The sequence below is a fragment of the Arthrobacter sp. GW822-FHT05G07 genome (assembly GCF_058799755.1).
The window spans coordinates 185,918-206,504 of record NZ_JBXALT010000008.1; the positions used below are offsets into that span (position 1 = coordinate 185,918).

Genomic DNA, 20,587 nt, shown 5'->3' on the forward strand with positions numbered 1-20,587 from the left:
CAAAACCAAGCCCCCAAGTAGACTTGCTAAAGTTTCTGCCGCGAAAAGCGCGGCCGAGGAGCACTTCACTTGAAATCGTTCTAGGAGGAACCTGTGGCAAAGGCAAAGTTCGAGCGGACTAAGCCGCACGTCAACATCGGCACCATTGGTCACGTTGACCACGGTAAGACGACGCTGACTGCCGCCATTTCCAAGGTGCTGTACGACCAGTACCCGGATCTCAACGAGCAGCGCGACTTCGCGTCGATCGACTCTGCTCCGGAAGAGCGCCAGCGCGGTATTACCATCAACATCTCCCACGTGGAGTACCAGACCGAGAAGCGCCACTACGCACACGTAGACGCCCCGGGTCACGCTGACTACATCAAGAACATGATCACCGGTGCTGCCCAGATGGACGGCGCAATCCTCGTGGTTGCTGCAACCGATGGTCCGATGGCTCAGACCCGTGAGCACGTTCTGCTCGCCCGCCAGGTTGGTGTTCCCTACCTGCTGGTCGCACTGAACAAGTCCGACATGGTTGATGACGAAGAACTCCTCGACCTCGTCGAAATGGAAGTTCGTGAGCTCCTGAGCTCGCAGGGCTTCGATGGCGATGAGGCTCCGGTTGTTCGCGTTTCCGGCCTCAAGGCTCTGGAAGGCGACCCGGTTTGGGTCAAGTCCGTCCAGGACCTGATGGCAGCTGTCGACGAGTCCGTTCCGGACCCCGTACGTGACCGCGACAAGCCGTTCCTGATGCCGATCGAAGACGTCTTCACGATCACCGGTCGTGGCACCGTTGTTACGGGCCGCGCCGAGCGTGGAACCCTCGCCATCAACTCCGAGGTTGAGATCGTTGGCATCCGCCCGATCCAGAAGACCACGGTTACCGGTATCGAGATGTTCCACAAGCAGCTCGACGAAGCATGGGCCGGCGAGAACTGTGGCCTCCTGCTCCGCGGTCTGAAGCGCGACGATGTCGAGCGTGGCCAGGTTGTCGTCAAGCCGGGTTCCATCACCCCGCACACCGACTTCGAGGCTAACGTCTACATCCTTTCCAAGGACGAAGGCGGACGTCACAACCCGTTCTACTCCAACTACCGCCCGCAGTTCTACTTCCGTACCACGGACGTAACCGGCGTTATCACCCTGCCGGAAGGCACGGAAATGGTTATGCCTGGCGACAACACTGAGATGACCGTTGCGCTCATCCAGCCGATCGCTATGGAAGAGGGCCTCGGCTTCGCTATCCGCGAAGGCGGCCGCACCGTTGGTTCGGGACGTGTCACCAGCATCATCAAGTAGTCTCTACTTGTAGATCGGTGACGCTCCGGCCCAGCCGGTAGTTAGTTAGAAAGAACCCCACCGCTTCGGCGGTGGGGTTCTTTTTGCTATAGTTAATCTATCGAATGGATAAAGGCCGTGCACTTGCCGCGTCCGGCATAACCAAGGAGCTTCCATGACTGCATTCCTCTTACTGCTGCTCATCGTCATCGTGGGCGCGGTTGGCTATGCGCTGGGGGTGGCAATGGGGCGCCGGGGGACTTCAGACGATGCTTCCGTGGCGCCGGACAAGGCCGCCGCTTACCAAGCGGGCTACCTTGCCGGTCACGTGGCTGGCTGGCGGGACGCGGAAGCCAAGGGGCAGGACGTGAACAGGGCAGCCGCCCGGACGGCCCAGCAAGCCCCCATAAGCTCCCCGCCGGCCCCCGTAAGCTCGCCGCCGGCCCCGGTGTACCTCCAGCGGCCCGTACAAGCACCGGCTCCACCCGCGATGCCTCTGCCGGACGTCCGGTCGCCTTTCCGGCCGCCTTCCCCGCAGCCAGCGAGTCAGCAGGCCAGGCCCCCAATGCCTCCGCCGGCCGCCCGGCAGCCTGCGCCATATCAACAAGTTGCTTCCCCGGTTCCGCCCCCGCCGGTAGTACGGGAAACTCCTGAGGCTGCTGCTGCGCGCAAGGAGAAGCGTGACCAGCAAAACATCAACATCACGCTTTACGTTGCCAGCCTCCTCCTCGTCGCAGCGGGGGCGCTCTTCGTGGGCACGAGCCTTCCTGCTCTCTTCCGCTTCGTAGGCATCTGGTTCATCACTGCGCTGTTCTACGTGTCAGGTATGGTCATCCACGCGCGCGTAGCCCGCCTCAGGCCGGCTGCCGTTGCCTTCGTCGGAACAGGCTTGGCGCTCATACCCGTTACCGGGCTGGCCATGTACAACTTCGTGCTACACAACGGTCCTGCGGCTTGGCTGGTCACGTCGTTGTTGGGGACAGCGGTTTATGCCTACACAGCCGTGAGGCTGGACAACAAAGTCCTGGCCTTCTTGTCCCTCAGCTTTGTCGTCTCAACGGCGTGGTCCGGTGTTTCCGTTCTTGGGGGCGCCTTGGTCTGGTATTTCACGGCACTCATCGGAGTGGCCATTCTCCTGACTGTTGTTGCCTTGCTGAATCCCAGGTGGCTTCCTCCGTTGTACGTCCGTCCGCTGATGGTGCTGCACCCCTCGTTGGTTCCTCTGGTGGCCGTGGCCGTGACCCTCACACCGCATCTTTTGTCCAAAGGGGAGTACGCCTGGGTGATGTTGATGTGTGGTGTCTACTTTGCTGTGATGTTCTTCGTCCCGCAGGCACGGTACAGGGTGCAGCATCTTTATGCTGCACGGGCTGCGCTGACACTGGCTTTACTCGGAGTGGTATGGGACGTCACCGCTGATGTGAGTTCGGTGATGTTGGCTGCGGCAGTCTGCCTGGGAGTCCAATCCTTGGGAGTCGCCTACGGTGGTAAGAGGCTGCTGCCGCGCTCCTGGCGGTATGACGCCGTCTCATGCTTGGCGTTGCAGCTAGTCACCTCGGCAGTACTCACGGTGGTGCTGGAGTTTGGAGCGTTCGACCTCCCCAACTACGTTCCTCTGTCCTTGACGATGTTGACTGCCATGGTGGTTGTTTGGAAACTGGGCCAAGGCATGGAGTTCGCCCCCGTCGCAGTGCTGGGGGTGGCTGGTGCGCTGGGCGGCCTGCTGGGTGCATGGACCGTTTCGGCACTCTTGGCGTCCGCCGCACTTTATTGGTTCTTGCGGGCGTTGATCAGGCCGGCTTCTTATCGCCAGTACTTGATTCTTGCGGGGCGGATCGCCATCACCTTGGCTGTACCCGCCGGGGTGGCAGGCATCTTTACGGGAAATCCGGACCGGACTGCGTACTCTCTGATAGCGCTCGTCGCCGGAGCAGCTGTGCAGCAACTGCTCAATGCCGGGCTGGAACGCGGGGGAGTCCGGTTGTTGGCCCCCCAAGCCTCCGTGGCTGGCTTTGGCGGCGCCGCAGTGGCCGGGCTTCTTGCCTTGCCGGCGTTCGATGCCGCATCCGGTCGCCCGGCTGTTGCTGCAGCTGTTCTGGTTGTCTTGTTGGCAGGCTTGGCCTCAGGCCTCCTGGTGTTCCCGCAACCTCATCGGGATCCAGGCACCCGGGATGCGTGGCGCCCTTCGGTGGCTGAAGTAATCGCTCCGGCCACTGCGGCTATTGCCGGCAGCATGGCAGCAGCATTCGTGTCCTGGACGCAGGCAAATGTTGTCCTCCTGGCCCTGCTTGCCTACCTTGTCGTAACAGCCCTGCGCATTTCCCCGACCTTCCACAAACAGTGCTATTGGTGGCTGGCTCGGATAGTCGGCACCGTTTTGGTGGCATCGGCCTACGGGGACGCGATGCGCGATGGCTGGAGTATTCGCCTCGCCGGTGAAATTGCGTCCGTGGGACTTGTGGTTGTAGTGGCAGCTGCGCTCCAGCTGATCCTTCCCCTGCGCGCGGGCAGCCGCCGCCGCTACCCGCGTGCTTCCGTGTTCGACGCCGGTGCTGTGCTTGCCCTCATGGCCGCAGCCACTACTTTCCTTACTGTCACCACGGAGTTGGGAGGGTGGGGCGTCAGGGACAGCTGGCAACCGGGAGTTGCAGCGGTTACAACGGCCCTGGCTGCCGTCATTGTCAGTGCGATTCTGCGAGAGCACGCCGCCGCGTGGATCTTCGCCCCCGCCGCTTTGGTGCTCCTCCTGGCTCTTCGCTTGGGGGATATCCGGGACGTCCAAATTTTGCTTGGCATCTTTGCGGCCTACGGCGGTTTCATGGTGGGTGTGATCCGCCACCGACTGATCCGGGGTGGCTACTTGCTGGCGGTCCGGGTGCTTGGTGGCGCCTTCATTGCTGTGACAGTGGCCGATGTCACGGAGTCGCCGGCAGCGGTGTCCATCAGTCTGGCGCTGGTATTCGTGGCGCAGCATGTGCTGACTTTGGTCCTGCGCAGGCTTGGCGTCGATGTCGCCTTCCAACAGGCAACGGTCCGGGCCACCTTGGGTGCCCAACTCTTGCTGCCGTTCGTCTACTTGCTCGCAGGAGATTACGACGGCGGTGGCCGCTGGGTGGTCATGCTTCAGTTGGCCCTGGTCCCGGCTTCCGCTGCGGTCGTCTGGCGGATCCTCGGTACACGCGGATCCCGATACTTCGGTGTCGCGGCTATAGGGGCGGGCGTCATCGCAGCCGGGCCGGCACTCTTGTTCCCTGCATCAACGTGGCTGCACCAGCCACTGCTGGACAAGTCCCAAGTACCTGTTGTCCTGCTGGCCCTTGCAGTCGCCATGATTGCTGCCAGGGCCGTGTTCGGGCCCGAAAAGGCGGCTGCCGGAGTAGAGGTTGCTGTCACGGAGCGGTGGTTCTGGCTCAACTCAGCCATGGCGTTCACCGTTGCCGGCGGCCTGCTGACCTTGGGCGTTTCCTATTCCCTGGCTGGACTGTCTGTGTTGGTGCTGGCCGGTGTCTTGTTCGCGGTCTCGCACTTTGAACGATTGCCCGCTCTCTACGCGGCAGCTGCTCCGGCAGTGCTGGTAGGGGCGGTTCCCGCCGTCGACGGTTTGCTGCAGGGGCTGCCTACGGGCGTCTGGAGCGACTACGCCGCTTGGATCTTTGGCGGCGTGGGGACCGCGGTGATCCTCTATTCACTGAAGATGTTCGGCGGACCGGCCATCAGCGGGCAACACTGGCGACGGAACTCGCTGTCTGCCGCAGCGGCCTTGGCTGTTGCTTCATCTGCGGCGGTGGGGCTGGGGCATGACGAAACGTCCATGCTCGGCTTCGTCTTGGTGGTCGCAACCGGGGTATTGGCCGTGGTTGAGGTGCCGCACGGCAAGTGGCTGGCAGCTGAGCTGGCGGGGCTGATCTCTGTTGCAGCCCTCCAACGGGCAGTGCTGTTTGTGGACGGTTCCAGGCCTGATTGGTTCTGGGCCGCGCAATGGTATGTGGTAGCTGGAGCCGTTATAGCAGGGCTGCGCTATGTCAAGGGGCAACGGACGGACGGCCTGCCCCGGCTTTGCATTGCCGCCGGTGCGTTGTCCTTGACGTCTTTGGGAACCATCTTCGGCGGAACGTCGTCTCAGCAACTGTACGTACTTGTGGCACATGTTCTGCTTCTGGCCGCAGGCCTGCTTTTGGCAGAACGGTTGCTGGTGTGGTGGGGTGCCATCGCGGTGGCGCTGAGCGTCATGTGGGCGCTGCGTTCCTACGCCTTCGCCATGCTTGCCCTTGTAGCCTTGGCGCTGATCGTGCTGGCTGTATGGCGTTTGAACCGGAAGCCGCCAAGTAGTACCGGTGGCCCGGGCCAAGGCGGAGATCCGAGTGACGTCCCTCCTGCGCGTACCCATGACGGAATCCGATAATGTTGCAGTCTACGGAGAGGAGTGCATCATGGAATTCCTGATTTTCCTGGCAGTCATTGCGGCTATCGGCGGCGGCGTGTTGTGGGGTCGAAAGAACTTCAAGAGCGAGATCGAACGCGCAAAGCGGATTCGGCGCGCCAACAAGAACAAATAGGGCGACGTTCCGAACTGCAAGGGTCAAGTTAACTCAGGCGGGCTAAATATGCCGGTGGTGGTGGCGTGCACGACCCAGCGCCCGGTACCAGTAAAAGGAATCCTTCGGAGTCCTTTCCTGGGTCTCGAAGTCCACGTGGATGAGGCCAAATCGCTGCGAGTAGCCCGCCGCCCACTCAAAATTGTCCAGCAAGGTCCAGACGTAGTACCCGCGAAGATCCACATCCTCGGCGATGCCGCCAGGCCCGGTTGCTGTCAGTGCATGTCCTAAGTGTTCGGCCAGATACGTGATGCGGTTGGTGTCCTGGACAGGTCCATCGACGTGGCCTGGTTCAGGAAAGCTGGCTCCGCCTTCCGTGATGTAGACAGGGGGGAGAGCCTCCCCATACCGGTCTTTCATTTCGCGTAGCAGCAACGCCAGGTATTCCGGTGCAACAGGCCAGCCAAACCCTGTGGTCTCATATTCCTGGTAGGCGGCCAAATGGAAAGGGACCTTGGACATTTCGGGCGACCTTCCGGTGGGGATCTCAGCCGGACCGGGGCCTGCCGCCACCTTCACGGGGTAGTAGTAGTTGAGCCCGTAGAAGTCCAAGGGTTGGCTGATCAGTTCAAGATCACCGTCATGGACTGTACCCAATGAGCGGAACCACGGCTTCATGGGCAAAGGTGGTTTGGGGTATTGGCCAAGCAGTATCGCGTCGGCATAGATGCGGTTGAGGATCAGGTCCAGCGCCTGCGTCATCAGCCTGTCGGCAAGGCTGTTGCTGGCCGGCTCGACGGGGCTGTGCATATTGGACACCCCGATTTGCCCTTTGACTCCTGCGCTCCGGAGAGCCCGCACGGCCATCCCATGTCCCAGCAATTGATGATGCGCGGCAGGCAGTGAGTCGAACAGCAGTTCCCTGCCAGGGGCATGCACCCCCAACGCGTAGCCCTGCACGGTAACGGAAACGGGCTCGTTCATGGTGACCCAGTACTCAACGCGGTCACCGAAGCGCTCAGCGGCGGCTTCACAATAGACTGCGAAGCGTTCCGCGGTGTCCCGGTTCATCCACCCTCCGGCGTGCTCCAACTCCAGAGGGGTATCCCAGTGGTACAACGTGGCCATGGGGGAAATGCCTGCAGCCAGGAGTTTGTCGATCAGGCGATCGTAGAAGTCCAGGCCACGCTGGTTGATTGCACCCTTGCCTCCGGGCTGGATTCGCGGCCAAGAAAGCGAAAAGCGGTAGGAATCAACGCCCAGCTCTTGCATCAAGGCGATGTCTTCATCAGCACGGTTATAGTGATCGCACGCGACGGCGGGGGAGCCGCCGTCGACTATTGCTCCCGGCTTTTCGTAGAACGCATCCCAACCCGACGGGCCACGACCATCAGCGGTCAGGGAACCCTCAATCTGGAAGGCGGCAGCCGCAACACCCAGCGTGAACCCCGGGCGCAGGCGGGCGGCGAGATCTTCCACTGAACCTGAATCCCGGGCGTTCATGCCCCCATCATCCTCACAGGATGGGGGTCGGGCAATGGCTCCTCAGGGTCGATTGGCCTTTACACCATATTTCCGCCATACTGGATGAGTTGTTCAAGCGCTTCTTCGTGTCCCGATCCGGATAATGCCGGGTGTCAGGGTCCAGGCTGAAGCCCAAACATAACCCTGAACCCCATGATTGCGGTCGAGTTTGCGTGGAAATCGCGACACGCCCGACCGCGGGGGTCGGTGCGCCGGCAAGGTGAGGAACCCGGATTACTCCGGATTCAGCTTGTGCGGCGTGTGGTGGTAAATCCTCAAACGCTTCGGCGGCCACATCAACAGGTAAGTAAACAGAGCAGCCCTAACTAGAGCAGCACTAGCTGAAAGAGAGTCAGGCGACATGGCGGGACAAAAAATCCGCATCCGGCTGAAGTCATATGACCACGAGGTCATTGATGTTTCAGCGCGGAAGATCGTTGAGACGGTCACGCGCGCAGGCGCAACGGTAGTCGGCCCGGTGCCGCTGCCGACGGAGAAGAACGTTTACTGCGTTATTCGCTCTCCTCACAAGTACAAGGACAGCCGTGAGCACTTCGAAATGCGTACTCACAAGCGTCTGATCGACATCATCGACCCCACGCCGAAGGCTGTTGACTCGCTTATGCGTCTCGACCTGCCCGCTGACGTGAACATCGAAATCAAGCTCTAGGGAGGTGCTGAGAGACTATGACCGCAACCCGTAACGTTAAGGGCCTGCTGGGCACGAAGCTCGGCATGACCCAGGTCTGGGACGAGAACAACAAGCTCATCCCGGTAACTGTCGTCCAGGCTGACTCCAACGTCATCACCCAGCTGCGCAACGCAGAGGTAGATGGCTACGTCGCCGTCCAGATCGGCTACGGCCAGATCGACCCCCGCAAGGTCACCAAGCCGCTGGCTGGTCACTTTGAAAAGGCTGGCGTAACTCCTCGCCGCCACGTCGTCGAACTGCGTACCGCAGACGCCGCATCCTACGAGCTGGGCCAGGAGCTCTCTGTTGAGATCTTCGAAGCCGGCCAGAAGATCGACGTCGTCGGCACCTCCAAGGGTAAGGGCTTTGCCGGTGTTATGAAGCGTCACGGCTTCCACGGCGTTGGCGCTTCCCACGGTGCCCACAAGAACCACCGTAAGCCTGGCTCCATCGGTGGCGCATCCACCCCGAGCCGCGTCTTCAAGGGCCTGAAAATGGCCGGCCGCATGGGCGCCGAGCGTCACACCACGCTGAACCTCACGGTTCACGCCATTGACGCTGAGAAGTCGCTGCTCCTTATCAAGGGTGCCGTCCCCGGTGCCCGCGGCCAGGTCGTACTCGTACGCACCGCCGTGAAGGGAGCCTAGTTAAATGACTAGCACTGTCAAGGTAGACCTGCCTGCAGAGATCTTCGACGTCCAGACCAACGTGCCCCTGCTGCACCAGGTCGTCGTCGCACAGCTCGCTGCTGCACGCCAGGGTACCCACAAGACGAAGACCCGCGCCGAGGTTTCCGGTGCAGGTCGCAAGCCGTTCAAGCAGAAGGGCACCGGCCGCGCCCGTCAGGGTTCAATCCGTGCTCCTCACATGACCGGCGGTGGCGTTGTCCACGGTCCGACCCCTCGTGACTACAGCCAGCGCACCCCCAAGAAGATGAAGGCTGCTGCACTCCGCGGCGCCCTGTCTGACCGCGCCCGCAACGGCCGCATCCACGTCATCGCTGAACTGGTAGCCGGCACCAAGCCGTCCGCCAAGGAAGCACTGGCTTCGCTGCGTGCAGTCTCCGAGCGCAAGAACCTGCTCGTCGTAATCGAGCGCGCCAACGATGTTGCTGCACTCTCCGTGCGCAACCTCGCAGGTATTCACGTTCTGTACGCAGACCAGTTGAACACCTACGACGTACTCATCTCCGACGACGTGGTCTTCACCAAGGCTGCTTTCGAGGCGTTCGTCGCTGACAAGGCCAAGAACGAGGAGGCCTCCAAGTGAGCGTAACCACCATCAAGGACCCGCGCGACGTCGTGCTTGCACCCGTCGTTTCGGAAAAGAGCTACGGTCTGATCGACGAAGGCAAGTACACCTTCCTGGTGGACCCTCGCTCGAACAAGACCGAGATCAAATTGGCCGTCGAGAAGATCTTCTCGGTCAAGGTTGACTCGATCAACACCATCAACCGTGCCGGTAAGCGCAAGCGCACCAAATTCGGCTGGGGACAGCGCAAGAGCACCAAGCGTGCAATTGTCACCCTCAAAGAAGGCACAATCGACATCTTCGGCGGTCCGCTCGCGTAGCGGAGACCACTTTAACGAGGAAATAAATTATGGGAATCCGTAAATACAAGCCGACTACCCCGGGCCGTCGTGGCTCGAGCGTAGCCGACTTTGCTGAAATCACGCGATCGACTCCGGAAAAGTCGTTGCTGCGTCCGCTGCACAAGACCGGCGGCCGTAACAACTCCGGTAAGATCACCACCCGTCACAAGGGTGGTGGGCACAAGCGCCAGTACCGTCTGATCGACTTCCGTCGTCACGACAAGGACGGCATCAACGCCCGCGTTGCCGAAATCGAGTACGACCCGAACCGTACGGCTCGCATCGCACTCCTGCACTACGTTGATGGCACCAAGCGTTACATCATCGCTCCTAACAAGCTGTCCCAGGGTGACTTCGTCGAGGCTGGTCCTGACGCTGACATCAAGCCGGGCAACAACCTGCCGCTGCGCAACATCCCGGTTGGTACCGTAATCCACGCAGTTGAACTGCGTCCGGGTGGCGGCGCCAAGATGGCACGTTCCGCAGGTGCTTCGGTACAGCTCGTTGCCAAGGAAGGCCGCTTCGCCCAGCTGCGTCTGCCCTCCGGTGAAATCCGCAACGTTGACGTGCGCTGCCGCGCAACCGTCGGCGAGGTCGGCAACGCCGAGCAGTCGAACATCAACTGGGGCAAGGCCGGCCGTATGCGCTGGAAGGGCGTTCGCCCGACCGTCCGTGGTGTAGCCATGAACCCGGTCGACCACCCGCACGGTGGTGGTGAAGGTAAGACTTCCGGTGGACGTCACCCGGTTAACCCGAACGGCAAGCCCGAGGGCCGTACCCGCCGTCCGAACAAAGAGAGCGACAAGCTTATTGTTCGTCGCCGCCGTACTGGCAAGAACAAGCGATAGGAGCCTGGACACATGCCACGCAGCCTGAAAAAAGGTCCTTTCGTTGACCAGCACCTCTTTGTGAAGGTCGCACGGGAAAACGATAAGGGCACCAAGAACGTCATCAAGACCTGGTCCCGCCGTTCGATGATCATCCCCGACATGCTCGGGCACACGATCGCCGTACACGACGGACGCAAGCACATCCCGGTGTTTGTCACTGAGTCGATGGTCGGGCACAAGCTCGGCGAATTCGCTCCCACGCGGACATTCCGCGGCCATGTTAAGGACGACCGTAAGGGCAAGCGCCGCTAGGCGCCTGACCTTACGTCTTAGACGAGAGAAGGAAAGCAATGGAAGCCAAGGCTATTGCGCGTCACATCCGCGTAACGCCTATGAAGGCCCGGCGCGTCGTCAACCTTGTTCGTGGTAAGCAAGCGAATGAGGCTCTGGCAATTCTGAAGTTTGCCCCCCAGGCAGCTTCGGAGCCGGTATTCAAGGTACTTCAGTCGGCAATGGCCAACGCACGTGTCCTCGCGGACCGTGACGGCGTTGCATTCGACGACAGCGACCTCTTCATCACCGAAGCATTTGTTGATGAAGGCCCGACCATGAAGCGGTTCCAGCCGCGTGCCCAGGGCCGCGCCTACCGCATTAGGAAGCGGACCAGCCACATCACGCTGGTTGTCGCAACCCCGGAGAAAGAGGAGGCTCGCTAAGTGGGACAGAAAGTTAACCCGCACGGGTTCCGACTCGGCATCACCACCGACCACGTTTCGCACTGGTTCGCTGACAGCACCAAGCCCGGACAGCGCTACAAGGACTTCGTCCGCGAGGACATCAAGATCCGTCAGCTCATGTCCACCGGCATGGAGCGCGCCGGCATCGCCAAGGTCGAGATCGAGCGCACCCGTGACCGTGTCCGCGTGGATATCCACACGGCACGCCCGGGTATCGTTATCGGCCGCCGCGGCGCTGAAGCAGACCGCATCCGCGGCGAGCTCGAAAAGCTCACCGGCAAGCAGGTTCAGCTGAACATCCTCGAGGTCAAGAACCCCGAGATGGAAGCACAGCTTGTTGCCCAGGGCATCGCTGAGCAGCTCACTTCCCGCGTGGCTTTCCGCCGTGCGATGAAGAAGGCCATGCAGTCCGCACAGCGTGCGGGTGCCAAGGGTATCCGTGTTGCTTGCTCGGGTCGTCTGGGTGGCGCAGAAATGTCCCGCTCGGAGTTCTACCGCGAAGGCCGTGTGCCCCTGCACACCCTCCGCGCGAACATCGACTACGGCTTCTACGAAGCCAAGACCACCTTCGGCCGTATCGGTGTGAAGGTCTGGATCTACAAGGGTGACGTAACTGCCAAGGAACTGGCTCAGCAGGCAGCTGCTGCTCCGTCCCGTGGCCGTGCAGGAGACCGCCCGGGCCGCCCGGGTGGCGACCGCCGTCGTCGTAACGACCGTCCGGCAGCTGAGGCAGCACCCGCTGCCGTTGAAGCACCGGCCGCTGAAGCTGCTGCTCCGGCAGCAGAAGGAGGACAGGCTTAAATGCTTATCCCACGTCGAGTCAAGCACCGTAAGCAGCACCACCCGGGTCGTTCCGGCGCTGCAACGGGCGGCACCAAGGTCAGCTTCGGTGAGTACGGTATCCAGGCTCTCAGCCCGGCATACGTAACCAACCGTCAGATCGAGTCCGCTCGTATCGCGATGACCCGCCACATCAAGCGTGGCGGTAAGGTCTGGATCAACATCTACCCGGACCGTCCGCTGACGAAGAAGCCTGCCGAAACCCGCATGGGTTCCGGTAAGGGTTCTCCGGAATGGTGGGTCGCAAACGTCAAGCCGGGCCGGGTTCTCTTCGAACTCTCCGGTGTCAATGAAGAGGTAGCTCGCGAGGCCCTGCGCCTGGCAATCCACAAGCTCCCGTTGAAGGCACGCATTGTGCGTCGCGAAGGTGGTGAATAGAAATGGCAGTAGGGTCGAAGGATCTCGCACCCGCACAGCTGGACGGTTTCGACAACGAGCGTCTCGTTGAAGAACTCCGCAAGTCCAAGGAAGAGCTGTTCAACCTGCGTTTCCAGTCCGCCACCGGACAGCTGGAGAACCACGGTCGCCTGCGCGCGGTAAAGAAGGACATCGCACGCATCTACACCGTTCTCCGTGAGCGCGAGCTGGGCATTCGTGCCGAGGTTGCCGCACCGGTTGTGGAAGCCAAGGAAGAAAAGAAGTCCAAGAAGGCTGCCAAGGCTGAAAAGGCCGAGGTTGAAGCTGGAGAGGACGCCAAGTGAGCGAGAAGGAAACTGTGACGGAAGCAGCAGCCAGCGCTGAACAGCGCGGTTACCGTAAGACGCGTCGCGGCTACGTTGTCTCTGACAAGATGGAAAAGACCATCGTTGTTCAGGTTGAAGACCGCGTGAAGCACGCTCTGTACGGCAAGGTTATTCGCCGCACCTCGAAGATCAAGGCTCACGACGAAGAGAACACCGCCGGCATCGGCGACCTCGTTCTCATCTCTGAGACCCGCCCGCTCTCCGCTACCAAGCGGTGGCGTCTGGTGGAGATCCTCGAAAAGGCCAAGTAAATCCAACGCCGGGCTCGCCTGGCAGTGATTCACTGGAGAGGCCCGCATTCCCTTGGGAATGCGGGCCTTTCCGCTTCTCCCGCCGTTTCGGTTTTAGGCCGCTGACGTGCTAGGATATTGAGTTTGTATGGCGCCACTTGTGCGTCGTCCACTACCTCGTAAACAATCGTGCCGCTGCATACTGCCCCGCGCAGAGTTTTCTGCAAGGGAAGCTGATGCTTGTGGCACGGGCGTTTAGGCCTGTTCTGGCAAAATCCAGGCAGGTCAAGAGACACCCCGATCAACCGTTCCGCAAGGCTCATTCCGTATGCATGATTTCGGTCTGAGAACCGGCGCGACGCAAGGAGTAAAAATTGATTCAGCAGGAGTCGCGACTCAAGGTCGCCGACAACACGGGTGCTAAGGAAATCCTTACCATTCGCGTTCTCGGTGGATCCGGTCGTCGCTACGCAGGCATCGGCGACGTCATCGTCGCCACCGTCAAGGACGCTATCCCTGGCGGCAACGTAAAGAAGGGTGACGTCGTCAAGGCTGTCATCGTTCGTACCAAGAAGGAACGCCGCCGTGCGGATGGTTCCTACATCAAGTTTGACGAAAACGCAGCTGTGATCCTGAAGAACGACGGTGACCCCCGCGGTACCCGTATCTTCGGCCCGGTTGGTCGTGAACTTCGCGACAAGAAGTTCATGAAGATCGTTTCGCTGGCCCCGGAGGTGCTTTAGTCCATGGCTAAGATCAAGAAGGGTGACCTCGTTCAGGTCATCACTGGCGCCAAGCAGGAACGTGGCGGCGACCGCGGCAAGCAGGGCAAGGTCCTGCGCGTATTCCCGGACACCAACCGCGTGCTGGTAGAGGGAATCAACCGCGTCACCAAGCACTCCAAGGTCGGTCAGTCGCAGCGCGGCACCAAGACCGGTGGCATCGAGGTTGTTGAAGCCCCGATCCACGTTTCCAACGTTGCTTTGGTTGACCCGTCCACCAAGAAGCCGACCCGTGTTGGTTTCCGTCTCGACACCGTTGAGAAGGATGGCGCTACCAAGACCGTCCGTATCCGCGTGTCCAAGGCCACCGGGAAGGACATCTAATGACTGAGACTCTCGAGACTCCGGTAAAGATCGTTCCGCGTCTGAAGACGAAGTACGCAGAGACCATCAAAAAGTCACTGCAGGACGAATTCAGCTACGCGAACGTCAACCAGGTTCCCCGCCTGGTGAAGGTTGTAGTGAACATGGGTGTTGGAGATGCCGCTAAGGACTCCAAGCTGATCGACGGCGCTGTCCGCGACCTCACCCTGATCACCGGCCAGAAGCCGCAGGTAACCAAGGCCCGCAAGTCGATCGCACAGTTCAAGCTGCGCGAAGGCATGCCCATCGGTGCACACGCAACTCTGCGTGGAGACCGCATGTGGGAATTCGTGGACCGTCTTGTTTCGCTGGCACTGCCGCGTATCCGCGACTTCCGCGGCCTCAACGGCAAGCAGTTCGACGGTAACGGCAACTACACCTTCGGTCTGACCGAGCAGGTTATGTTCCACGAAATCGACCAGGACTCCATTGACCGCGTTCGCGGTATGGACATCACGGTTGTTACCACCGCCAAGACCGATGACGAAGGCCGCGCGCTGCTCAAGGCGCTTGGTTTCCCGTTCAAGACCGAAAACTAACTACGTGACAGGTCCGTCCGCGCAGGCTCTTAGGAGCAAGCGCAGCGGAAACCGGTACGAGGAAGGGCTATAGCCCAAATGACTATGACAGATCCTGTCGCAGACATGCTCACGCGTCTGCGCAATGCAAACTCGGCATACCACGACACCGTGTCCATGCCGTACAGCAAACTGAAGGCACGCGTTGCTGACATCCTGAAGGCAGAAGGCTACATTGCCGGCTGGAAGGAAGAAGACGCCGAGGTTGGCAAGAAGCTGACCATCGACCTGAAGTTCGGTCCGAACCGCGAGCGTTCCATCGCTGGCGTCCGCCGCATCTCCAAGCCGGGCCTCCGCGTTTACGCGAAGTCCACCAACCTGCCGCACGTGCTGGGTGGCCTGGGTATCGCAATCCTGTCCACCTCTTCCGGCCTCCTGACTGACAAGCAGGCCGGCAAGAAGGGCGTGGGCGGCGAAGTCCTCGCGTACGTCTGGTAACGGGAAAGGAAGAGAATAATGTCACGTATTGGACGTCTCCCCATCACCGTTCCTGCCGGAGTTGAGGTCAAGCTCGATGGCTCCGTCATCAGCGTCAAAGGTGCCAAAGGCGAGCTGAGCCACACTGTGGCCAGCCCGATCGAGGTTACCCAGGAAGAGAACACTCTCACGGTCACCCGCCCGAACGACGAGCGCAACTCGCGTTCGCTGCACGGCCTGACCCGCACCCTGATCGCCAACATGATCCAGGGCGTTACCGAGGGCTACGAGAAGAAGCTTGAAATCGTTGGTACTGGTTACCGCGTTCAGGCCAAGGGTTCTGACCTGGAGTTCGCTCTGGGCTACAGCCACCCGGTCAACGTCTCTGCACCCGAAGGCATCACCTTCGTAGTAGAGGGTCCGACCAAGCTCTCTGTTGCGGGTATCAACAAGCAGCAGGTCGGCGAGGTTGCTGCCAACATTCGCAAGCTGCGCAAGCCCGACCCCTACAAGGGCAAGGGTGTCCGTTACGCCGGCGAAGTCATCCGCCGCAAGGTCGGAAAGGCTGGTAAGTAAACCATGGCCATCGCAATTAACAAGAAGCGTTCGAACAAGAGCAAGTCTGCTGCACGCAGCCGTCGCCAGCTTCGTATCCGCAAGCGCATCACCGGTACGGCTGTACGTCCTCGTCTGGTCGTCAACCGTTCGGCACGTCACGTATTCGTCCAGGTTGTCGATGACAGCAAGGGTGTAACCGTGGCTTACGCTTCCACCCTGGAAGCTGACCTCCGCGCATTTGACGGAGACAAGACTGCCAAGGCCAAGCGCGTCGGCGAGCTCGTTGCCGAGCGTGCCAAGGCTGCAGGCGTCGAAGCTGTTGTCTTCGACCGTGGCGGTAACAAGTACCACGGCCGTATCGCCGCCGTCGCTGACGGTGCTCGCGAAGGTGGGCTGGCACTGTGACCGTTGAAAATAACGAAAAGGACACCCAGGTGACTGAAGCTGTAGCTGCTGAAGCAACTGAGACCGCACCCGCTACCGATGACCGCCGCGGCGGACGTCGTGGCGAGCGCGGCGACCGTGGCCAGGGCCGCGGCGACCGTGGTGGCCGTGGTGGCCGCGACGGCGGTCGTGAGGCTGAGAAGAGCCAGTTCGTAGAGCGCGTTGTCACCATCAACCGCGTTGCCAAGGTCGTCAAGGGTGGTCGTCGCTTCAGCTTCACCGCTCTCGTCGTCGTCGGTGACGGCAACGGTATGGTCGGCGTCGGCTACGGCAAGGCCAAGGAAGTTCCCGCGGCTATCGCAAAGGGCGTTGAAGAGGCCAAGAAGTCCTTCTTCCGCGTTCCCCGCGTTGGCAGCACCATCCCGCACCGTGTGCAGGGTGAGGCCGCTGCAGGTGTAGTCCTGCTGCGTCCGGCTTCCGCCGGTACCGGTGTTATCGCCGGTGGTCCGGTCCGCGCGGTATTGGAGTGCGTGGGTATCCACGACATCCTCTCCAAGTCGCTCGGTTCCTCAAACGCGATCAACATCGTTCACGCGACTGTTGCCGCTCTGAAGCAGCTCGAAGAGCCCGCTTCCGTGGCTGCCCGCCGTGGCCTGCCGCTGGACGAGGTTGCTCCTGCTGCTCTGGTGCGCGCGCTCCAGAACCAGAAGGCAGGTGTTTAGTCATGGCTAAGAACCTGACTCCCTCCGACGCCAAGTTGGAGATCACCCAGATCAAGGGCGTCATTGGCGCCAAGCAGAACCAGAAGGCCACCCTTCGGTCCCTCGGCCTGAAGCGCATCGGACACACTGTTGTCCGTAACGCTGACGCCGTGACCGTTGGAATGCTGAACACGGTTCCGCACCTCGTGAATGTAGAGGAGGCGAAGTAATGGCAGAGAACAAGACCGCCGAAGAGACTGCTGAGAAGCAGCACGCTCTGAAGGTCCACCACCTGCGCCCCGCCCCGGGTGCCAAGACCGCCAAGACCCGTGTTGGTCGTGGTGAAGGCTCCAAGGGTAAGACCGCTGGTCGCGGTACCAAGGGTACGAAGGCCCGTTACCAGGTAAAGGCTGGCTTTGCCGGCGGCCAGCTGCCGCTGCACATGCGCCTGCCGAAGCTGCGCGGCTTCAAGAACCCGTTCCGGGTTGAGTTCCAGGTTGTTAACCTGGAGAAGCTCAACGAGCTGTTCCCGGAAGGTGGCGTAGTCACCGTCGAGTCCTTGGTTGAGAAGGGTGCCGTTCGCAAGAACCAGCCCGTCAAGGTGCTGGGCACCGGCGACATCACCGTCAAGGTTGACGTCACCGCCCACGCATTCTCTTCCAGCGCTGCGGAAAAGATTGCTGCAGCAGGCGGAAGCACCACTGCTCTCTAAGAGTCAGTGGGGCAAATGCCCGTTGTAAAGGATCCCGGTATGCGGGGCTTCGGCCCTGTATACCGGGATTTTTTGCGTGATTGTGGACTCTCGATTATTCCGACGGCGTCACAAGCGGTTAGACTCGGTTGTTGGGTTTCATTGATCCCATCCACATCCTTGTACTTTCTACTCAGGAGGACGCTTGCTAAGCGCATTCGGCCGGGCGTTTCGGACGCCTGATTTGCGACGCAAGTTGTTGTTCACGCTGGGAATCATCACAATCTTCCGCTTGGGAGCTTTCATCCCCTCGCCTGGTGTGAACTACCAGAATGTCCAGCAATGCTTGAACACCGGTGACACCTCGCAGGGCATCTACCAGCTGGTGAACTTGTTCAGCGGCGGCGCGTTGCTGCAGGTCTCAGTGTTTGCCTTGGGCATCATGCCCTACATCACGGCGAGCATCATCGTGCAGCTGCTCCGGGTAGTCATTCCCCGGTTCCAGCAGCTCTACGAAGAGGGTTCCTCCGGTCAGTCAAAGTTGACGCAGTACACCCGGTACCTCACCATCGCCCTGGGCCTGCTGAACGCCACCACCTTGGTGTCCTTGGCCCGATCCGGCCAGTTGCTGCCGGGCTGTGCGCTGCCCATCATTCCTGATGAGAGCATCATGACCACCATCCTCATCATCATCACGTTGACGGCCGGCACCGGCCTCATCATGTGGATGGGCGAGCTGGTCACCGAAAAGGGTGTGGGCAACGGCATGTCGCTGCTGATCTTCACCTCCATCGCTGCAAGCTTCCCCGGCTCGCTGGGCTCCATCTGGGAGTCAAAGGGTCCGGGCACGTTCTTCACTGTCCTTGCCGTCGGCCTTCTTACGGTGGCCTTGGTGGTCTTCGTGGAGCAGTCACAGCGCCGCGTCCCGGTTCAGTACGCCAAGCGTATGATCGGCCGCCGCACAGTGGGTGGCACCAGCACTTACATCCCCATCAAGGTGAACATGGCCGGCGTCGTGCCTGTCATCTTCGCGTCCTCCATGCTCTACCTGCCCGGGCTGATCTCGCAGTTCAACCAGCCGGCTCCAGGGGAGCAGATGGCCCCGTGGGTTGAGTGGATCAACAACAACCTCACCCGTGGCGACCACCCCATCTACATGGCGCTCTATTTCGCCATGATCGTTTTCTTCACCTACTTCTATGTAGCCATCACCTTCAACCCTGAAGAAGTGTCGGACAACATGAAGAAGTACGGCGGGTTTATTCCGGGCATCCGGGCGGGTAAACCGACCGCGGACTACCTGCAGTACGTGCTTTCCAGGATCACCTTGCCTGGAGCCCTCTACCTGGGCTTCGTCGCGTTGATTCCTTTGGTTGCACTCGTCCTGATCAACGCCAACCAGAACTTCCCGTTCGGTGGCACGTCAATTCTGATCATGGTGGGTGTCGGCCTGGAGACCGTCAAGCAGATTGATGCGCAGCTACAACAACGTCACTACGAAGGGCTTTTGCGATGACGAGAATGCTGATCATTGGACCTCCCGGTTCGGGCAAGGGTACGCAGGCTGAGCGGATTTCCGAGCGCCTCGGCGTAGTCGCCATCTCCACAGGCGACATCTTCCGTGCCAACGTAAAGGGCGAAACCCCTTTGGGCATTGAAGCGAAGAAGTACATGGATGCCGGTGACTTTGTTCCGGACAGCGTCACGAACAACATGGTTCGCGATCGCCTGGGCCAGAGCGACGTCGAGAACGGCTTCCTCCTGGATGGCTACCCGCGCACCACCGCGCAGGTTGACTACCTTGACCAGATTCTCGCCGAGGGTGAGCAGGAGCTCGACGTCGTGCTCCAGCTGACCGCCGACGACGAAGAGCTGGTAACCCGCCTCCTTGGCCGTGCCAAGGAAACGGGCCGTTCGGATGACAACGAAGCCGTCATCCGTCACCGCCTGGATCTCTACCACGAGCAGACCGAGGCGGTTGTGGCCAAATACGCCGAGCGTGGCATCCTCACGCAGGTTGATGGCATCGGCGGTATCGACGAAGTTACCGACCGCGTGCTGACGGCGATCGAGTCGGCCAAGGCCGTTTAGTTCGTTCTCCACATAGCCGGGAGACCAGCTATGCGGAGCAAGGGGTGTGTCCCGTACCGTGAGTGCGGGACACACCCTTCTTCGTTTCCACGATGCATTCCAATTTCGGCCACGCTCCCCGGTGCGGGAAAATGGTCGGAGCAGGGGGCCCGATCGGCCTCTACAGCAAACCTTCCAGAGGAGATCATGGCGTTCGGTCAGCCCCGCATTGAATACAAAACCAACGAGCAGATGCGCACCATGCACCAGGCCGGCCTGGTCCTGAGCCGTGCACTCGACGCTGCCGTTGCGGCGGCCAAACCGGGCGTCACCACCAAGGACCTGGACGACGTCTTTGCTGCAGTCTTGAACGACGCCGGGGCGAAGTCGAACTTCCTCGGCTATCACGGCTTTCCTGCAACCATCTGCACCTCGGTCAATGAGGAAGTGGTCCACGGCATCCCGGGTGGCAGGGTCCTCAACGACGGCGACATCATCTCCATCGATGGCGGCTGCATCGTTGATGGCTGGCATTCCGACTCAGCCAGGACCGTGATCGTAGGCAACGCCGACCCGGAAGACCAGCGTCTTTCCGACGTCACCGAGGCAGCAATGTGGCGGGGCATAGCAGGCCTCGCTAAAGGCAAGTTTGTGGGGGACATCGGAAACGCGATCGATGACTACGTGTCATCCGTCCCCGGAAAGCCTTTGGGCATCCTGGAGGACTACGTGGGCCACGGGATTGGCTCGGAGATGCACATGGCGCCCGACGTCTTGAACTACCGGACCAGCCACCGCGGCCCCAAGATCCGGCCCGGCCTGTGCCTGGCCATTGAACCAATGTTGGTTCGTGGCGGCATCGAGACCGCCACCCTCGACGACGACTGGACCGTGGTCACCACCGACGGCAAGCGATCCTGCCAGTGGGAGCACTCGGTAGCTGTTTACGAAAAGGGCATCTGGGTCTTGTCAGCCCCGGATGGAGGAGCCGAGCAATTGGCGCCGCTCGGCGTCGTGCCTGTCCCTATCCCGTAAGAATTGCAAAAGAAGAGCTGGGC

General features: G+C 60.8%; 27 protein-coding genes. 26 read left to right on the forward strand and 1 reads right to left on the reverse strand.

Annotated elements, in window-relative coordinates:
* Positions 1-93 precede the first annotated feature (93 nt).
* From tuf to AC1RJY_RS15335, 3 genes are all read left to right on the forward strand, one after another.
* Entirely contained in the window at positions 94-1,284 is a 1,191-nt protein-coding gene (tuf, locus tag AC1RJY_RS15325; protein ID WP_011775598.1) for an elongation factor Tu, read from the forward strand.
* 154 nt (positions 1,285-1,438) lie between these two features.
* Positions 1,439-5,665 (forward strand): hypothetical protein, encoded by a 4,227-nt coding sequence (locus AC1RJY_RS15330; RefSeq protein WP_498602659.1) that lies wholly within the window; start codon positions 1,439-1,441, stop codon positions 5,663-5,665.
* 28 nt (positions 5,666-5,693) lie between these two features.
* Entirely contained in the window at positions 5,694-5,819 is a 126-nt protein-coding gene (locus tag AC1RJY_RS15335) for a hypothetical protein (RefSeq protein WP_272941655.1), read from the forward strand.
* A gap of 42 nt (positions 5,820-5,861) precedes the next feature.
* Here AC1RJY_RS15335 and AC1RJY_RS15340 read toward each other — a convergent pair whose 3' ends face one another.
* Entirely contained in the window at positions 5,862-7,301 is a 1,440-nt protein-coding gene (locus tag AC1RJY_RS15340) for a GH1 family beta-glucosidase (RefSeq protein ID WP_498602660.1), read from the reverse strand.
* Between the two features lie 382 nt (positions 7,302-7,683).
* Between AC1RJY_RS15340 and rpsJ the strand changes: the two genes are divergently transcribed.
* From rpsJ to map, 23 genes are all read left to right on the forward strand, one after another.
* On the forward strand, positions 7,684-7,992 hold the full coding sequence (gene rpsJ, locus AC1RJY_RS15345) for a 30S ribosomal protein S10 (RefSeq protein WP_003803825.1): 309 nt from the start codon (positions 7,684-7,686) through the stop codon (positions 7,990-7,992).
* Positions 7,993-8,009: 17 nt separating this feature from the next.
* Positions 8,010-8,660, forward strand: a complete 651-nt coding sequence (gene rplC / locus AC1RJY_RS15350; RefSeq protein WP_011775595.1) for a 50S ribosomal protein L3 — start codon at positions 8,010-8,012, stop codon at positions 8,658-8,660.
* 4 nt (positions 8,661-8,664) lie between these two features.
* Positions 8,665-9,282, forward strand: coding sequence for a 50S ribosomal protein L4 (gene rplD, locus AC1RJY_RS15355; protein WP_011775594.1), 618 nt, complete (start codon positions 8,665-8,667; stop codon positions 9,280-9,282).
* Positions 9,279-9,584, forward strand: a complete 306-nt coding sequence (gene rplW / locus AC1RJY_RS15360; RefSeq protein WP_011775593.1) for a 50S ribosomal protein L23 — start codon at positions 9,279-9,281, stop codon at positions 9,582-9,584. The genes rplD and rplW overlap by 4 nt, the downstream gene beginning before the upstream one ends.
* Positions 9,585-9,613: 29 nt before the next feature.
* Positions 9,614-10,453, forward strand: coding sequence for a 50S ribosomal protein L2 (rplB, locus tag AC1RJY_RS15365; RefSeq protein WP_011775592.1), 840 nt, complete (start codon positions 9,614-9,616; stop codon positions 10,451-10,453).
* A 12-nt stretch (positions 10,454-10,465) separates the two neighbouring features.
* Positions 10,466-10,747, forward strand: a complete 282-nt coding sequence (gene rpsS / locus AC1RJY_RS15370) for a 30S ribosomal protein S19 (protein ID WP_011775591.1) — start codon at positions 10,466-10,468, stop codon at positions 10,745-10,747.
* Between the two features lie 38 nt (positions 10,748-10,785).
* Positions 10,786-11,151: a 50S ribosomal protein L22 gene (rplV, locus tag AC1RJY_RS15375; protein ID WP_011775590.1), complete on the forward strand. Its 366-nt coding sequence runs from the start codon at positions 10,786-10,788 to the stop codon at positions 11,149-11,151.
* The gene (gene rpsC / locus AC1RJY_RS15380; protein WP_011775589.1) at positions 11,152-11,973 is read left to right on the forward strand and encodes a 30S ribosomal protein S3; all 822 of its coding nucleotides are present in this window, start codon (positions 11,152-11,154) and stop codon (positions 11,971-11,973) included.
* Positions 11,974-12,390, forward strand: coding sequence for a 50S ribosomal protein L16 (gene rplP, locus AC1RJY_RS15385; RefSeq protein WP_003803795.1), 417 nt, complete (start codon positions 11,974-11,976; stop codon positions 12,388-12,390).
* 2 nt (positions 12,391-12,392) lie between these two features.
* Complete coding sequence (gene rpmC, locus AC1RJY_RS15390; RefSeq protein WP_014922387.1) at positions 12,393-12,713, forward strand: 50S ribosomal protein L29; 321 nt, start codon at positions 12,393-12,395, stop codon at positions 12,711-12,713.
* A complete protein-coding gene (gene rpsQ / locus AC1RJY_RS15395) occupies positions 12,710-13,006 on the forward strand; it encodes a 30S ribosomal protein S17 (RefSeq protein ID WP_011775587.1) in 297 nt (98 codons plus the stop codon). Before rpmC ends, rpsQ begins: the two co-directional genes overlap by 4 nt.
* Positions 13,007-13,359: 353 nt before the next feature.
* The gene (gene rplN / locus AC1RJY_RS15400; protein ID WP_003803789.1) at positions 13,360-13,728 is read left to right on the forward strand and encodes a 50S ribosomal protein L14; all 369 of its coding nucleotides are present in this window, start codon (positions 13,360-13,362) and stop codon (positions 13,726-13,728) included.
* Between the two features lie 3 nt (positions 13,729-13,731).
* Positions 13,732-14,091, forward strand: coding sequence for a 50S ribosomal protein L24 (gene rplX, locus AC1RJY_RS15405; RefSeq protein ID WP_011775586.1), 360 nt, complete (start codon positions 13,732-13,734; stop codon positions 14,089-14,091).
* The gene (gene rplE, locus AC1RJY_RS15410) at positions 14,091-14,669 is read left to right on the forward strand and encodes a 50S ribosomal protein L5 (RefSeq protein WP_011775585.1); all 579 of its coding nucleotides are present in this window, start codon (positions 14,091-14,093) and stop codon (positions 14,667-14,669) included. The genes rplX and rplE overlap by 1 nt, the downstream gene beginning before the upstream one ends.
* 78 nt (positions 14,670-14,747) lie before the next feature.
* Positions 14,748-15,146, forward strand: coding sequence for a 30S ribosomal protein S8 (rpsH, locus tag AC1RJY_RS15415; protein ID WP_011775584.1), 399 nt, complete (start codon positions 14,748-14,750; stop codon positions 15,144-15,146).
* 18 nt (positions 15,147-15,164) lie between these two features.
* A complete protein-coding gene (rplF, locus tag AC1RJY_RS15420) occupies positions 15,165-15,701 on the forward strand; it encodes a 50S ribosomal protein L6 (RefSeq protein ID WP_011775583.1) in 537 nt (178 codons plus the stop codon).
* Positions 15,702-15,704: 3 nt separating this feature from the next.
* Complete coding sequence (rplR, locus tag AC1RJY_RS15425; protein WP_011775582.1) at positions 15,705-16,088, forward strand: 50S ribosomal protein L18; 384 nt, start codon at positions 15,705-15,707, stop codon at positions 16,086-16,088.
* Positions 16,089-16,117: 29 nt separating this feature from the next.
* A complete protein-coding gene (gene rpsE, locus AC1RJY_RS15430; protein ID WP_011775581.1) occupies positions 16,118-16,789 on the forward strand; it encodes a 30S ribosomal protein S5 in 672 nt (223 codons plus the stop codon).
* Between the two features lie 2 nt (positions 16,790-16,791).
* The gene (gene rpmD / locus AC1RJY_RS15435; RefSeq protein ID WP_011775580.1) at positions 16,792-16,998 is read left to right on the forward strand and encodes a 50S ribosomal protein L30; all 207 of its coding nucleotides are present in this window, start codon (positions 16,792-16,794) and stop codon (positions 16,996-16,998) included.
* Positions 16,998-17,480: a 50S ribosomal protein L15 gene (rplO, locus tag AC1RJY_RS15440; RefSeq protein ID WP_011775579.1), complete on the forward strand. Its 483-nt coding sequence runs from the start codon at positions 16,998-17,000 to the stop codon at positions 17,478-17,480. The genes rpmD and rplO overlap by 1 nt, the downstream gene beginning before the upstream one ends.
* Positions 17,481-17,664: 184 nt before the next feature.
* The gene (gene secY / locus AC1RJY_RS15445) at positions 17,665-18,975 is read left to right on the forward strand and encodes a preprotein translocase subunit SecY (protein WP_011775578.1); all 1,311 of its coding nucleotides are present in this window, start codon (positions 17,665-17,667) and stop codon (positions 18,973-18,975) included.
* A gap of 5 nt (positions 18,976-18,980) precedes the next feature.
* Positions 18,981-19,550: an adenylate kinase gene (locus AC1RJY_RS15450; RefSeq protein WP_014922385.1), complete on the forward strand. Its 570-nt coding sequence runs from the start codon at positions 18,981-18,983 to the stop codon at positions 19,548-19,550.
* A 186-nt stretch (positions 19,551-19,736) separates the two neighbouring features.
* Positions 19,737-20,564, forward strand: a complete 828-nt coding sequence (map, locus tag AC1RJY_RS15455) for a type I methionyl aminopeptidase (protein WP_498602661.1) — start codon at positions 19,737-19,739, stop codon at positions 20,562-20,564.
* Positions 20,565-20,587 lie beyond the last annotated feature (23 nt).